The sequence below is a fragment of the Vibrio sp. MA40-2 genome, assembly GCF_047302445.1.
Lineage (GTDB): Bacteria > Pseudomonadota > Gammaproteobacteria > Enterobacterales > Vibrionaceae > Vibrio.
Window position 1 is genome coordinate 2186730 of sequence record NZ_CP178628.1, and the last position, 14861, is coordinate 2201590.

General features: G+C 41.8%; 13 protein-coding genes. 7 read left to right on the forward strand and 6 right to left on the reverse strand.

The window, feature by feature from the left end; genetic code table 11:
- Positions 1-38: 38 nt before the first annotated feature.
- Genes ACLKML_RS17610 through ACLKML_RS17625 form a run of 4 tightly spaced genes read left to right on the forward strand, consistent with a single transcriptional unit; the run spans position 39 to position 2884 of the window.
- Positions 39-1337, forward strand: coding sequence for a class I SAM-dependent methyltransferase (locus ACLKML_RS17610; RefSeq protein ID WP_413284290.1), 1299 nt, complete (start codon positions 39-41; stop codon positions 1335-1337).
- The gene (locus tag ACLKML_RS17615) at positions 1315-1851 is read left to right on the forward strand and encodes a DUF2878 domain-containing protein (protein ID WP_413284291.1); all 537 of its coding nucleotides are present in this window, start codon (positions 1315-1317) and stop codon (positions 1849-1851) included. The genes ACLKML_RS17610 and ACLKML_RS17615 overlap by 23 nt, the downstream gene beginning before the upstream one ends.
- On the forward strand, positions 1848-2366 hold the full coding sequence (locus ACLKML_RS17620; protein ID WP_413284292.1) for a chalcone isomerase family protein: 519 nt from the start codon (positions 1848-1850) through the stop codon (positions 2364-2366). Before ACLKML_RS17615 ends, ACLKML_RS17620 begins: the two co-directional genes overlap by 4 nt.
- Positions 2363-2884, forward strand: a complete 522-nt coding sequence (locus tag ACLKML_RS17625; protein WP_413284293.1) for a DUF3833 domain-containing protein — start codon at positions 2363-2365, stop codon at positions 2882-2884. Before ACLKML_RS17620 ends, ACLKML_RS17625 begins: the two co-directional genes overlap by 4 nt.
- Positions 2885-3083: 199 nt before the next feature.
- Here the strand turns inward: ACLKML_RS17625 and ACLKML_RS17630 are convergent, their stop codons facing one another.
- The 6 genes from ACLKML_RS17630 to ACLKML_RS17655 form a co-directional block, all read right to left on the reverse strand.
- Positions 3084-3629, reverse strand: coding sequence for a carboxymuconolactone decarboxylase family protein (locus ACLKML_RS17630; protein ID WP_317717344.1), 546 nt, complete (start codon positions 3627-3629; stop codon positions 3084-3086).
- A gap of 479 nt (positions 3630-4108) precedes the next feature.
- Entirely contained in the window at positions 4109-5548 is a 1440-nt protein-coding gene (gene hydA / locus ACLKML_RS17635) for a dihydropyrimidinase (protein ID WP_413284294.1), read from the reverse strand.
- Between the two features lie 71 nt (positions 5549-5619).
- Positions 5620-7104 (reverse strand): NCS1 family nucleobase:cation symporter-1, encoded by a 1485-nt coding sequence (locus ACLKML_RS17640; protein ID WP_413284295.1) that lies wholly within the window; start codon positions 7102-7104, stop codon positions 5620-5622.
- Between the two features lie 63 nt (positions 7105-7167).
- Positions 7168-8433: a Zn-dependent hydrolase gene (locus ACLKML_RS17645; RefSeq protein WP_413284296.1), complete on the reverse strand. Its 1266-nt coding sequence runs from the start codon at positions 8431-8433 to the stop codon at positions 7168-7170.
- 278 nt (positions 8434-8711) lie between these two features.
- Entirely contained in the window at positions 8712-10208 is a 1497-nt protein-coding gene (locus tag ACLKML_RS17650; RefSeq protein ID WP_413284297.1) for a CoA-acylating methylmalonate-semialdehyde dehydrogenase, read from the reverse strand.
- 19 nt (positions 10209-10227) lie between these two features.
- The gene (locus ACLKML_RS17655) at positions 10228-11550 is read right to left on the reverse strand and encodes an aspartate aminotransferase family protein (protein ID WP_413284298.1); all 1323 of its coding nucleotides are present in this window, start codon (positions 11548-11550) and stop codon (positions 10228-10230) included.
- Positions 11551-11675: 125 nt separating this feature from the next.
- Between ACLKML_RS17655 and ACLKML_RS17660 the strand changes: the two genes are divergently transcribed.
- The 3 genes from ACLKML_RS17660 to cofG all read left to right on the forward strand — a co-directional run bounded on the left by ACLKML_RS17660 (position 11676) and on the right by cofG (position 14857).
- Positions 11676-12602 (forward strand): LysR family transcriptional regulator, encoded by a 927-nt coding sequence (locus ACLKML_RS17660; protein ID WP_413284299.1) that lies wholly within the window; start codon positions 11676-11678, stop codon positions 12600-12602.
- Positions 12603-12625: 23 nt separating this feature from the next.
- The gene (locus ACLKML_RS17665; RefSeq protein WP_413284300.1) at positions 12626-13333 is read left to right on the forward strand and encodes a TetR family transcriptional regulator C-terminal domain-containing protein; all 708 of its coding nucleotides are present in this window, start codon (positions 12626-12628) and stop codon (positions 13331-13333) included.
- A 378-nt stretch (positions 13334-13711) separates the two neighbouring features.
- On the forward strand, positions 13712-14857 hold the full coding sequence (gene cofG, locus ACLKML_RS17670) for a 7,8-didemethyl-8-hydroxy-5-deazariboflavin synthase CofG (RefSeq protein ID WP_413284301.1): 1146 nt from the start codon (positions 13712-13714) through the stop codon (positions 14855-14857).
- Positions 14858-14861: the final 4 nt, after the last annotated feature.

Here is a 14861-nt window from a genome sequence, read left to right on the forward strand (position 1 = left end):
AAGAATTCGAAAAATGGATATTCGAAAGAGAGGTTTACATGCAACAATTAGTTAAACAAAGTCAGTCCTTAAATTACTCAACTGATACGTTACACAAAGATTCTATGAGTAAATATAGGAACTTGATTTTTTCGTTACTGAGTAAACTAGAACAGTCGGCGATTGAAGTAATCGAAGGCGATCAGCACTTTGTCTTTGGTGATCGAAATTCGACATTAAGCGCCCAGATAGTGTTGCATGATTCAAGTTTTTTTAAAGATGTAGTACTCAATGGCAGTATTGGCGCGGCAGAGGCTTATATTGATGGTAAATGGACCAGTCCCGACCTCACTCGCGTTATTCAAGTTATGGCCATTAACCAAGCTCAACTGGATAAAATTGAAAGCAAAGTACAGTGGTTTAGTAAGATAAAAAACAAGCTGCTTAGTAGAAAAAACGCCAATACGGAGCAAGGATCTAAACGTAATATATTAGCCCATTACGACTTAGGTAATGAACTGTACAGTCGTTTTCTCGACCCTGCAATGCAGTATTCTTGTGCGATTTATGATCATAAAACCATTGCGTTGGACCAAACCGATATGTTGGATATGGCTCAGCAGCGTAAAATGCAAACCATATGTGAACGATTGGAGTTACAGGCTAGCGATCGTGTTGTCGAAATAGGCACCGGATGGGGTGGGTTAGCAATATATATGGCTCAACATTATTGGTGCCATGTTACCACGACCACTATTTCGGATGCTCAACATCAATATACAGCCGATTTGATTCAACAATTGGGCTTAGAAGCTAATATTACGTTACTTAAATCCGATTATCGAAAATTGACGGGTGAGTATGACAAGTTGGTTTCAATAGAGATGATTGAAGCCGTAGGGCATGAGTATCTGGCGACGTTTTTCGACAAATGTTCTTCCTTGTTAAAGCCAAACGGAAAAATGTTGGTTCAATCGATCACCATTGCTGATAACCGTTATGACCAGTATCGAAATAGTTTAGATTTTATCCAAAAATATATCTTTCCCGGAGGGTGTTTACCATCGGTAGCGGTAATGACAGAACAGATTGCTAAAAATACCGATTTGGTCGTGCATGAGATGCATGATATTGGTTTGCATTACGCTAGAACTTTGCATGATTGGCGAATCCGCTTCGAAAATCAGTGGAATGAATTGCTCGACCTTGGTTACAGCGAGGAATTTAAGCGCCTGTGGATCTTCTATTTGTGTTATTGCGAAGGCGCATTTTTAGAAAGAAGCATCAGTACTCATCACTTGGTAGCAAGAAAACCCCGCTATAGAGGCAAGAGTGATGAAATCGTTTTGGCTTATTAACGTACTGCTGTTTCAATCGAGTTGGTTATGTGGGGCATTTTTTACCCAATACGCCAACTTGGTTAACCCGATTTTATTGATTAGTCACTTTGTTCTGACTCCCACTCGCAAGCAAGATGCTAAGTTACTGTTGTTGGTTCCTCTAGGCTTATCGATTGATTTTTTGCAAATGCAATTGGGTGTTTTTAGTGCGACTTCAGTTAGTTCTGAGCCAATGACCAGCTCTTTCCCACTGTGGCTTGTGTTTCTTTGGATAATGTTTGTACTTAGTTTAAACCACAGTTTGCGCTGGCTTACTCGATGTTCGTCGCCAGTTTTGGTGGTGATTGGCGCGGTTGGTGGCGCAAGCAGTTATTTGGCAGGAATCAAAGCCGGTGCATTGCAGTCATTGGTGAGTGATAGTTTTTTGTTTGTGTCTTTACTGTTGGCTTGGGGCGTTCTGCTACCAACATTAGTTTGGTTACAAAAGAGATATTTTAGCCTTGGTCTTACCGCTAATGGAGGTAAATCATGATCAGGATATTCGCATTACTATTTATGACGGCAACAGCGTATGTCATAACCGCGACAGCGCAGGCATCGCCAGTCGCTCATTTGAGTAAAGTCGGGCAGGGTGAAATGCAATATCTGTTCTGGACGATTTATCAAGCCGAGTATTACCAGCAACAGAATACGCAAACTGCGACAGATAAAGAACCGCAAAAGGCATTGAAGATAAAATATCTAAAATCGATAGATAGTCAGGCACTGGTTAAAGCAACAATAGAACAATGGCAACAGCTAGGTTACTCATCAGATAACATTACATCATGGGTTGAACCATTAAATGCGATGTGGCCCGATGTCGAGCCGGGCAATACCTTGACACTGCTTGTGCAAGCAGACGGACATAGTCAATTTTACTTCAATGACAATGTTATTGGCACCATACAGGATAGCTATTTTGCCGACGCATTTTTATCTATTTGGTTGTCTGAGAAAACCTCTCAGCCTGAGCTTCGTCAACAATTACTGGGGTTAACGCCATGAAAAAATTTATACTGCTTACTTTTGTTCTATTGTTGACTGCTTGTGGCAATGCCAGTTTAGACGAGCATAAAAACACCTCACCAGAGTTGAAACTAGAACAGTTTTTTAACGGCGAACTTAAGGCTTATGGAATGCTGCTTGATCGCTCTGGCAATCTCACTCGTCGTTTCGAAGTAAAATTACTTGCCAGTTGGCAAGGCAATAAAGGTGAAATAAAAGAGTGGTTCGAGTTCGATGATGGCGAAAAAACTACGCGAACTTGGCATATAGAAAAGCTAGCCGAGAACCAATATCAAGGTACGGCGGGTGATGTTGTTGGTATTGCTCAAGGAACGACAGAAGGATCTGCACTCTACTGGCAATATGATTTAAATATACCGGTTGACGATGAAGTTTATAAGATTCGTTTAGATGATTGGATGTTTCTAATTGATCAAAATAGGCTGTTTAACAAAACCAAATTATCTAAATGGGGTTTTGATGTGGGTGAATTGATTCTTTATATTGAGAAAATTTAATCGGCTGAAAATAAGCCTAAGGTAGTGGACTTTTACATTTCAATCTTACGAGTTGTTCAAATCTTTCAAATCAACTTCCGTTAGTTTTAATCTAGCAAAAGCAGCCATCAAATTAGTTGAGGCTGCTTAAGATTTTATGCTAACGGTTTATTTTATAGTAACAGTTTATTTTATAGTAACTGTTTAAAGCTAAAGCGGCTTATTTCCACTCAAACTTTTTAAATACGTCATCTACAGGAGTATGAGCTAGGTGGTTGGTATAGTTACTCATTACTTTTTGCGCCAGGCCTAATACGATATCAAGCAATTGACGTTGGCTATAACCGGCGGCAAAAAATGTTTCCATTTCTTCGTCAGAAAGTACGCCACGGTTACGAACCATTAATAATGTTGTTTCATGCAGCACTTGCAGTTTATCTGTGGTCATTTTTTCTTTGTTACGCAGAGCGTCGGTCAACGCAGGATCAACGTTCATCATGTGAGCAATACCTGTGTGTGCTGGTACACAGTAGTGACATTCATGCTCAACATTAATGGTTTGCCATACAACAGTTAACTCTTCGGCATTAAATGACGATTCAGTAAACAGCTTATGCAGTACTTGATAACCTTCTAGTAAGCCAGGGGCATCTGCCATCACGGCATGTAGGCCAGGAAGCATACCATTTGCTTTAATTGAACCTTCTACAAAAGGTTTACTTGCTTCAGGTGCAGACTCTAAGGTGTGAAGGGTAAATTTAGTCATTAGTACGGTCCTATTTTTAGACGATTATGGATTAAGTTATTCTTGCTCGTGAGCGAGAATGAAACTGATATTGAACAATATAGACCACTTTGAGCAGTCGTTCAATTTAATTTTGAACAATTGTTCAAAATAATTGTTTTTGGCTAAGTTTAACCATCTCTTTTATCTCGGTAGTTTATGAACTCTAGTTTATTAGTTCTAGCTAATTAGTATGAGCTCTAGTTAATTACTATGAGATCTAGTTAATTGCTATGAGCTTAAGTAATCGTTGCAACAGAAGGGTGTTAGACAAAAAATATAAAATAAATCAAAGATTTAGAGGGTTCGAATAAGGCAAGAAAAAAACGGCATAAAGTCGCTGAGGTGTAGACGCGAAAGTTTTCGCATCTACACAAATTGTCTGAGTAAAGCGCTAGTGATTAGCTTAAACCGTTATTAATTTATTTTAAGCAATAGTCATGCACTCAAAGAAACAGCAATTAACGTTCAACCGCTTCGGGTTGGCTCAGTTCATTGCGTTTTAATTGGCTTTGATAGAAGGTTGCATAAGGTGGGCGAGTGACATATTGGCCATCACCTGGTTGCGTTTTAATTTCACCTTTGTCCCACGCGATTTTACCATTACAAATCGTGGTTACCGGTATACCCACAATCTTCATGCCTTCAAAGATACTGAAATCGATAGTTGAATATTGTGTTTCAGCGGAGATGGTTTTCTCACCAGCAGGATCCCAAATAACAATATCGGCATCTGAACCTACCGCAATTGCACCTTTCCTCGGATAAAGATTGAATATTTTCGCTGCATTAGTAGAGGTAATTGAAACGAATTCATTGGCAGTTATTTTGCCTTGATTCACCCCTTTGTCCCACAGAACCATCATGCGTTCTTCTACACCAGCAGTGCCGTTAGGGATCATGGTGAAATCGTCTTTACCCATGGCTTTTTGCTCAGCACAGAAAGCACAGTGGTCGGTAGCGGTTGTTTGAATAGCGTTACTTTGTAACCCTTTCCATAACGCATCTTGATGTTTTTTCGGTCTAAACGGTGGGCTCATGACATGTGCTGCAGCTTTACCCCAGTCACTATCTTGATACACACTATCGTCAACCACTAAATGACCGGCTAAACATTCACCAAAAACAATTTGTCCGTTCTGTTTAGCGTATTGAATTGCATCTACCGCTTCTTCTGTTGAAACGTGAACGAGATAAATCGGCGCTCCTAATGTTCCAGCGATATTGATTGCACGGCTTGCTGCTTCACCTTCAACAATCGGTGGGCGTGAAAGTGGATGAGCCTCTGGCCCAGTTATACCTTTTGCTAATAATTTTTGTTGTAGGTGATAAACCAATTCACCATTTTCAGCGTGGACAGTTGGCACAGCACCAAGTTCTAAACAACGGCTGAAACTTGAAACAAGAATATCATCGGTCGCCATGATGGCATTTTTGTAAGCCATAAAGTGCTTGAAGCTGTTAACACCGTGCTCGTCTACTAGCGTTTTCATATCTTGTTTAACACTTTCATCCCACCAGGTAATGGCAACATGAAAACTATAGTTACACTGGGATTGTGATCCCCAATCTTTCCATTGATGGTAGGCTTCTATTAGCGACTGCTGTGGCGACGGAATAACGAAGTCGATAACAGTGGTTGTGCCGCCAGCTAATGCTGCTGCGGTGCCTGATGCAAAATCATCTGATGCCACGGTTCCCATGAACGGTAGTTGCATGTGCGTATGTGGGTCGATACCTCCAGGCATAACAAGTTTGCCGGACGCATCAACAATTTCGGTATCGTCTGAAACGGAGAGGTTAGAACCGACTGCTTGTATTTTTCCATCGACACAATACACGTCAGCAGTGATAGTTCTCTCATGAGTGACAACATCGCCACCCTTAATCAATAGATTCATAAATTATCCTTTTCATGATGGTTAATGACGATAGCGACCTACCGCCATTAACTTATTAGCCTAGCGTTTTATTACGCCTTTTCTGGAGAGCGAGTGATTACTGGTTGTGCCATCATTGTTGATGTTAAGTAATACAATACCGCGCCAGATAACGCGCCAGTAAACCAGCCGTAGTTATAAAACCAAGTCATTACATTGAAGGTTACCGCCACGATAGTGAATATAACCGGCACGAAAAACGCAATGAAACCAGCGTAGTTAATAGAAGGGTAAAGATCTTTATCCGAGTATAGTGCTGGAATATCTAATGTTTGTTTTTTGATTAAGAAGTAGTCCACAATCATGATCCCTGCAATAGGGCCAAGAAGACTTGAGTAACCTAATAACCAATTTGAGTACATGGCTTCAACACTGACATCTGAGTCGATTAGATTGAGTTTTTTAAGCAGCTCCCAACTCATCAGAATTATCCCAACAAAACCAGTGAGCAATACACCACGGGTGTGGTTAATTTGTTTTGGAGCAATGTTTTGGAAATCGTTAGTTGGGGATACTACGTTAGCAGCAGTATTGGTAGAAAGTGTTGCAATGATAATAAGAATCATAGCGACAATAACCCAGAACGGACTTTCTACTTTACCAATCAGAGTAATTGGGTCAGAAATGGTTTCGCCAAATAGAGATTGTGACGCTGCAGTTAATACTACGCCTAGAGCCGCAAAGAAAAACATAGTAAGCGGTAAACCAATAATCTGGCCAACAATTTGGTCTTTCTGAGATTTTGCGTAACGGCTGAAATCAGGAATATTGAGTGACAGCGTTGCCCAGAAGCCAACCATTGCGGTTAAACCAGCAAAGAAATAACTTGCTACGCCATCTTCAGCAGGACGATTGGCTGGTGTCATTAATATTTCTGTAAACGATACTTTATCGCTTGCCCAAAACATTAAACCAAACCCTACCGCCAGTAATAGCGGAGCCGAAAGAGTTTCAAGCCACTTAATCGACTCAGATCCCTTAATTACCACGCCAATGTTAAGTGTCCAGAAAATGAAGAAACCAATTACCTCACCAATGCTACCGAGGCTTGCCCAGCCAGTTGATATTTCTGACAGCAGTAAATGTATCGCTAAACCACCAAACATGGTTTGGATACCGAACCACCCACAGGCAACCAGTCCTCGAATTAAACAAGGGACGTTCGAGCCGAAGATACCAAAAGATGAACGTAATAGAATAGGGAAAGGAATACCATATTTGGTGCCTGGAAACGCATTCAAAGTAAGAGGAAGTAGCACCACAATGTTAGCTAAAAATATGGTGAACAGCGCTTCAACCACTGACAAGCCAAAATAAGCGGTCAGTACTCCGCCAAGGGTATATGTAGGGACACAAATTGACATACCAACCCATAATGCGGCGATGTTCATTTTGTCCCAGGTACGCTCTGTTACTTTTGTTGGAGCAAGATCTTCATTAAAGTATTTACTGTCAGACAAATCTTTCTCAACATCCAGTTCGTAAAAATTACCAACCTTTTTAAGTGTAGATTTCATTATATTTTCCTCATCCAATTGAGATTAATGTAGTGACCAGTTTGTGGTTAATAGCGTTAACTATTAACTAACTGTTTCACTTAGCGTCGCTGCCGTTTCCTTGGCAATACGTGCGCTAGCTTCTAGCATGGTGTGTAACAGAACATTTGCGCCTGCTTCACATTCATGTGGTGCGGTGTTTTCTATTTCATTGTGACTAATTCCGTTTTCGCATGGCGTAAAAATCATGCCAGTTGGTACTAAGTCGGCCATATAACAAGCGTCATGTCCTGCGCCAGCGTAGATATCCATATGTGAATATCCCAACGCTTCTGCTGCTGATTTAACGTCATCCGATGCATTAAATTCGACAGGTGCGAAATACCAGAAAGGATCGACTTCTATGCTGATTTGGCGCTCTTCTGCTACTTTGGCGCAAAAATCGGTAAACTCTTTGTCCATTTGAGCCAAAACATCCGCATTAGGATTTCGTAAGTCAGCACTAAAGGTAATTTGGCCCGGAATAACGTTACGAGAATTTGGGAATACCTGCATAAAGCCGACGGTACCGAGTCCATTGTCATATCGGTTGGCTATTTCTTCGATTTCAGTAATGATCTTTGAACTAGCGACCATCGCATCATTTCTCAGGTACATTGGCGTTGTTCCTGAATGGGATTCACGACCAGTAATACTAACGTTATACCAGCGAATACCTTGGCCTAAGCGAACGACACCAATGGTTTTTTCTTGATCTTCTAGGATTGGGCCTTGCTCGATATGAGTTTCGAAGAATGCGCCGATGTGACGACTGCCTGGTTTTTCGTCACCGAGATAACCAATTTTTTCTAATTCGTCCTTGAGGCGAATTCCATCAACGTCGGTTTTGTTTAGTTCTGTTTCTAGATCAAAGCGACCTACATAAACACCAGAACCTTGCATCGCAGGTTGGAAGCGCGAACCTTCTTCGTTGGTCCAAACTGAAAACTCCATCGGAGTAGGAGTAACAATATTGTTTTCATGCAGAGTTCTTAATACTTCAACGCCTGCAAGAACACCAAATACACCGTCAAATTTACCTCCGGTAGGTTGAGTGTCTAAGTGACTGCCTGTTGCAACCGCAGGAAGTGAATTATCCGCTCCTTCACGGCGAGCAAAAACGTTGCCCATCTGATCGACACTGATGGTACAGCCACAAGCTTTACACCACTCAACGAAAAGATCGCGTGCTTTGCCGTCTAATTCCGTCGCTGCCAATCGTTTACAGCCCCCTTTTTCGGTTAAACCGAATTGCGCCATCTCCATTAAACTGTCCCAGAGACGGTCGCCGTTCACTCGTAAATCTTGCATACAAAATCCTTTTAAGTTGTTCTGGTCTGTCTATTTAATGATTTCAAATGTGTTTCGCTTGTTACAACAAACACATTCAATATCAAATAACATTCTCGTTTCGCTTTCCGTGCGATTTACCAAATGGTAAAAACAATAACTAAAATTTTGCAGGCGCTTAATTGGTAACCCGTTTTAATGGGCTTTAAGTCAGCCTGCTAATTGTTTCCTTGCCACTTAATCTACTGTAGCTCGGGTGTCGCTCATTTTATTTTTTGTAAACTTGACTATAAATTTGGTTATAAAGTTGGGAATGAAAATAGGGTCCCATCTTTTATTCCACCTGAAGGCCAACGCTGAGTAATTGCTTTTCGTCGTGTGTAAAAACGAACAGAGTCAGGGCCATAAGCATGTAAATCACCAAATAGTGAACGCTTCCATCCACCGAAGCTGTGGTAAGACACTGGAACAGGAAGAGGGACATTCACACCGACCATTCCAACCATAACCTTGTCTGAAAAATAACGACTTGCTTCACCATCTCTAGTGAATATGCATGTTCCGTTCCCATATTCATGATCGTTAATGAGCTCAACCGCCTCTTCTAGGGTTTTAACTCTTACTACTACTAGCACTGGGCCGAATACTTCTTGTTGATAAATTGTCATTTCTGGTGTGACTTTATCGAATAAAGTACCACCAAAAAAGTAACCTGACTCATGATCGGGCACCATGATGGTGCGTCCATCTACAACTAACTCTGCACCTTGTTCGACTGCTTCGCTAACAAAATTGGTGACTTTATCTTTTTGCGCAGCAGTAATAAGTGGACCCATTTCATTGCTATTGTCTGTACCTGGACCGACTTTTAACGTGCTGACTTTTGGAGCTAACTTCTCCACTAATGCATCGGCAATGGTGTCGCCAACGGTTACCGCAACCGAAATAGCCATACAACGTTGTCCACATGAACCAAATGCCGCGCCCATTAATGCATTAGTGACGTTTTCTAAATCGGCATCTGGCATGATGACCGCATGGTTTTTAGCACCACCCAGTGCTTGACAGCGTTTGCCATTATTAGCCGAACGTTGATAAATCGCTTCAGCAATAGGTGTCGAGCCAACAAAGCTGACCGCTTCAATTGCTGGCGAATCGATCAGTTGATTTACAACGTCAGCACCACCGTTAACCACATTCAGTATGCCCGGTGGTAAACCTGCTTCAAGAGCCAGTTGAGCCATGTATAAAACGCTACTTGGATCGCGTTCTGACGGTTTTAAGATAAAGGCATTTCCGCACATTACTGCACTTGGCCACATCCATAGCGGAACCATGGCCGGGAAGTTAAATGGGGTGATACCTGCAACAACACCAAGTGGTTGAAATTCACTCCAAGCATCAATATTTCGGCCAACATTTCGGCTGTGTTCACCTTTTAAAAGCTCCGGTATGCCGCAAGCAAACTCAACATTTTCTATTCCTCGTGCTAATTCGCCTTTTGCATCGCTAAGCACTTTTCCGTGTTCTTTTGTGATCAGTTCACAAATGGTGTCCGAATTGTCTTCTAATAACTGTTTAAACTTAAACATAACCTGTGCTCTAGCAGCAGGTGGGGTGTTGCGCCATTGTGGATACGCTTCTTTTGCTGATGCAATTGCTTGTTCAACGGTGGCCGCAGACGCCATGGCAAGCTCACCACATTGGCCGCCTGTGGCGGGGTTAAATACCGCTTGTGTTTCGCTACTGTCGTTATGAATTTCGCCGTGGATCAGGTGGCCGATTTGTTGTGACATGGTTGTTTCCTTAATTAATTTATTCTGTTGCGTTGATGGCTTCGCCCATCGCGTTAATTAGTCGGTCTATCTCGTGTTCTTCGGTGATAAATGGTAAACCTAATTGAATAGTGTCGCCGCCATATCGCACGTAAAAGCCTTTTTCCCATAGTGTTTTACCGATTTCATAAGGGCGGATAGCAGCATCGCCATCTCTTGCTTCTATTGTTAAACCGGCAGCAAAGCCAAAGTTACGGATGTCGGTGACGTGCTTACATCCGGCTAAGCTATGTATTGATTTTTCAAACATTGGCGCCATTTCTGCCACACGAGGAATTAATTGGTCTTTTTCCAGTAAATCCAATGTTGCTAGTGCTGCTGCACAAGATACTGGATGACCAGAATAGGTATAACCGTGAGGAAGTTCAATGTTGTGTTCTGCACCTCCTGCTTGCATAAAGGCATCGTAAATCCAGCCTTTACCTAATACCGCTCCCATTGGGATTGCGCCATTAGTGATCTGTTTGGCGACACAAAGTAAATCTGGAGTGACACCAAATGCTTGTGAGCCAAAATATTGGCCACAACGACCGAAACCAGTAATAACCTCATCAAATATTAATAAAATATCGTGTTGATCGCAGATCGCTCGAAGTCGTTGCAAATATCCTTCTGGTGGCACAATAACCCCCGCCGAACCAGAAAATGGTTCAACTATAACTGCGGCAATATTAGAGGCGTCATGGAGCGCGATTTTGTCCAGCAGCTCGTCGGCCATTTCTGCGCCTGTTTGCGCCATGCCACGGGTGAACTCTTTTCCTGCTTGCATCGTATGAGATAAATGGTCGGCTTCTACTGCCTGTCCCCATAATTTACGGTTTGCGCCAATACCCCCAAAACTAATGCCACCCCAGCTGGCTCCGTGATAGCCTTTTGCTCGGCCAATAATACGAGTTTTGGTTGCCTGTCCTTTTTGACGCCAGTATGCACGCGCAATTTTAGTTGCGGTGTCGGCGGCTTCAGACCCTGAGTTGACGAAAAAGACTTTATTAATATCGTCTGGAGCAAGATCTGAAATTCTTTCTGCCAGTTCAAAAGCTTTACTGTGGCCATATTGAAACGCTGGCGCGTAATCAAGTTCGGTTAACTGTTTTGCAACCGCCTGAGCAATTTCTGGTCGATTATGGCCTGCACCACAGGTCCATAATCCTGACAATCCATCGAATATCTTTCGTCCTTTATCATCAATGTAGTAAGCACCTTCCGCTCCAGCTACCATTCTCGGATCGGCTTTAAATTTACGATTTGATGTGTAAGGCATCCAATAAGCATCCATGGATTCTTTGTTCGATTGCATTCCCATTGCTGTTGTCTCCTGCTAAGCGGCTCCCATACGGTTTGGGATGCCAAGTGTATTTTTACTTTAAAGAGCAAAGTTAGTTTGATAAATTACAAGTTATCGAACTAAAGGTTCAGGTTTATGAAACAATGAAAGCATTATTAGGACAACTGTCCGATTTAGATATACGCTTACTGCGTGTATTTATGGCGGTAGTAGAAAGTGGCGGGTTAAGCGCTGCTGAAATGGAGTTGAATATTGGTCGTTCAACCATTAGCCGACACTTGAAAGATCTAGAAATAAGATTGGGTTTGGTATTGTGTCATCGAGGTCGAGCAGGGTTCTCTTTAACCAGCGAAGGCGAACATATTTATGAGTCGGCGCAGCGTTTAATATTATCTTTAGAAGATTTTCGTCATGAAGTGAACGATCTACATCATAGTTTAAAAGGCCATTTAGTCGTTGCGATGTTCGATACCACTGTGACTAATCCTGAGTGTCGAGTTCATCAAGCGATTGCCGATTTTATTGCTAAGGCTCCGGATGTTGCACTGGATATTCATGTCGTGCCGGTGAACGATATTGAAAAAGGTGTATTAGAGGGTCAATATCATGTGGGCGTGATCCCTCCACATCGGCGTTCTGCCAGTTTAGAATACCGACCACTTTTCGGTGAGCAAATGTACATGTATTGCGGAAAAGGGCATGCGTTTTTTAACCGGCGCACGACAGGTTACTCCGTCGTTGTGACCGATGAAGATATTATGGCTCAGAAGTATGCAGGATTAAGTTTTAGTAGCCCCAATATGGAAACGGGACGAGAACTTAATTTGCATAGAAGTGCCGCGGCAACCAACCAGGAAGGCATTTCTACCTTGATACAATCCGGTCAGTATATTGGATTTTTGCCTGAACATTTTGCCAAAATCATGTTGGCAGGCGGTTCTATGAAGCAAATTGACAACGATAAGTACTCTTATCATTGCGAATTTGCCGCAATTCACCGAAAATCACCTAAGCCGACACGATTAGTCACCGAGTTTTTAGACGCATTAGAGCGAACAAAAGTAATATAAACAAAATAACAAGGTTAAATACCATGAGTAGTGTATCGTCGGATATTGTTCTACGAGCGAAAAAAAATGCCATCCCTTCCTCTGCTCGCTTAGCAATGGAATCAAAAATTTTGCGAGGAGCAGAAATTGTTTTCGCTGAATTTGGTTATAAAGGCTCAACCATGGATCGTATTGCTAAGCAATGTGGTCTGTCAAAACAAAACTTGCTGTATTATTTCCCTTCAAAAGAATTGCTTTACCGAACTGCATTGCAAGACATTGTTGATATTTGGCTAGAAAAAATGGTGTTTGCAGAAGATCGTAATGCCTCCCCAGAAGATGTTATCGAAACCTATATTCGTGGCAAGCTTCAGCTTTCACATGATTTTCCAGAAGCTTCGAAAGTGTTTGCCCAAGAAGTGATTTCAGGCGCTCCGATTATTGGTGAATACCTTAAAAACCACTTAAAACCATTGTTTGATAGAGATGTTGCATTGGTAAGAAGTTGGGTTGATCAAGGACGATTGCGCGATATTGAACCAGAACATCTATTCTTCTCCATTTGGGCGATGACGCAAACTTACGCAGATTTTGCTGCACAAATAGAAGTGGTGTTAGATCAGAAAAAACTACAACAAGCCGATTTTGAACGTGCCACTCAATTTCTCACTCAAATGGTTATTCACGGTATTGTTAAACCAAAGCCTGCTACCGCCAAATTAGGTGAAGAACATCGAGTAACTGTAAAATAAGTTGCGCCACAACAGGGCAATTTAAATAATTTATCGGGGGATTTCTCCCCCTTGACCCTTCAAGTTTCTGTGTTATTTCCTGCTAGCTTTAATCAATTTTGTTGGTTAATTCACCCGTGTATTTTTTCAACAAGTCCTTATAAAAACTCATTTTTTATTGATTAGTTACTTATCGTCTTATCGGATTTTATTGTCGGAGATAAGTTGGTAACTCACTGATAAATTCACCAATTTAGGCCCTATTTGCACCAAAAAAAACATGCACATAATTACTTTACCATTTGGTAAAAACTGTGTTAATTCTAGATTATACCAAATGGTAAAACTATTAATTATTGCCACGGATTAGGCGATAAAACGATAAATCAGGGAGTTGATATGCTTAGTCAAGATGCTGCAAGACAAATGGGAAATGCTTCAGGAACTTTGCTTCAATCATTATGCCAACAAGCAAGTAATACACGAGATCGGTATTGGGGTAGTGAAGTAACCTATTCGCGTAAAGTGTTTATTCCTTTAACCAATATGTGTCGAGATAGTTGCAGTTATTGTACGTTTGTTAAAACACCAGAATCTGGTGAAGCACAACTGATGACACCCAACCAAGTTCTGACCGTTGCATTAAAAGGGCAGAATATGGGCTGTAAAGAAGCCTTATTTAGCTTGGGTGAACGCCCAGAAAAGCGCTACAAGTTTGCTAGAGAGAAGTTAGCCAGACAAGGTCATACGACGACGGTAGGTTATCTACGCGATATGGCAGAACTAGTTTTACAGAAAACCATGCTTGTTCCACATATTAACGCCGGGGCTTTATCACGAGAAGAGTTAGAACTTCTCAAGCCAGTCGCCGGTTCAATGGGAATGATGCTCGAAAGCACCAGCCCAATCTTAACCAAAAAGGGACAGGCACATTATGCTTGCCCTGATAAAATTCCAGAACGTCGTTTAGATACACTGGTTTGCGCGGGTGAATTAGGTATTCCTTTTACCACTGGTTTACTGATTGGGATTGGTGAATCATGGCAAGATCGTATTGATAGTTTGGTTGCGATTAACGAAATTCATCAGCGCTATGGGCATATTCAAGAAGTTATTATTCAGAACTTTCGTGCTAAACAAGGCACCAACATGGCTGGGTTCACCGAGCCAAGTAAAGATGACATGTTGCGTACCTTAGCTATCTCTCGTTTGATACTCGATCCAAGTATTAGCATTCAAGCTCCACCCAATCTCGAACAAGATTACAAAGATTACTTAAGCGCCGGAATTAATGATTGGGGTGGAATATCACCAGTAACAAAAGACTTTATTAACCCAGAAAGAGCATGGCCACAAATTGAAACCTTATCAGACCGATGCCGTGAAATGGGTTATCGATTAAGAGAACGATTAACGGTTTATCCTACTTTTTTAGAACAATCAAAAACAATTCAGCAGCCAGATCAACCACCCGTTGCATTAGCTGTTAGCCGCATACACTCGCTAGCGTCTACCGATGGACTGGCGTTAGAGCAGTGCCTTTAAGGCG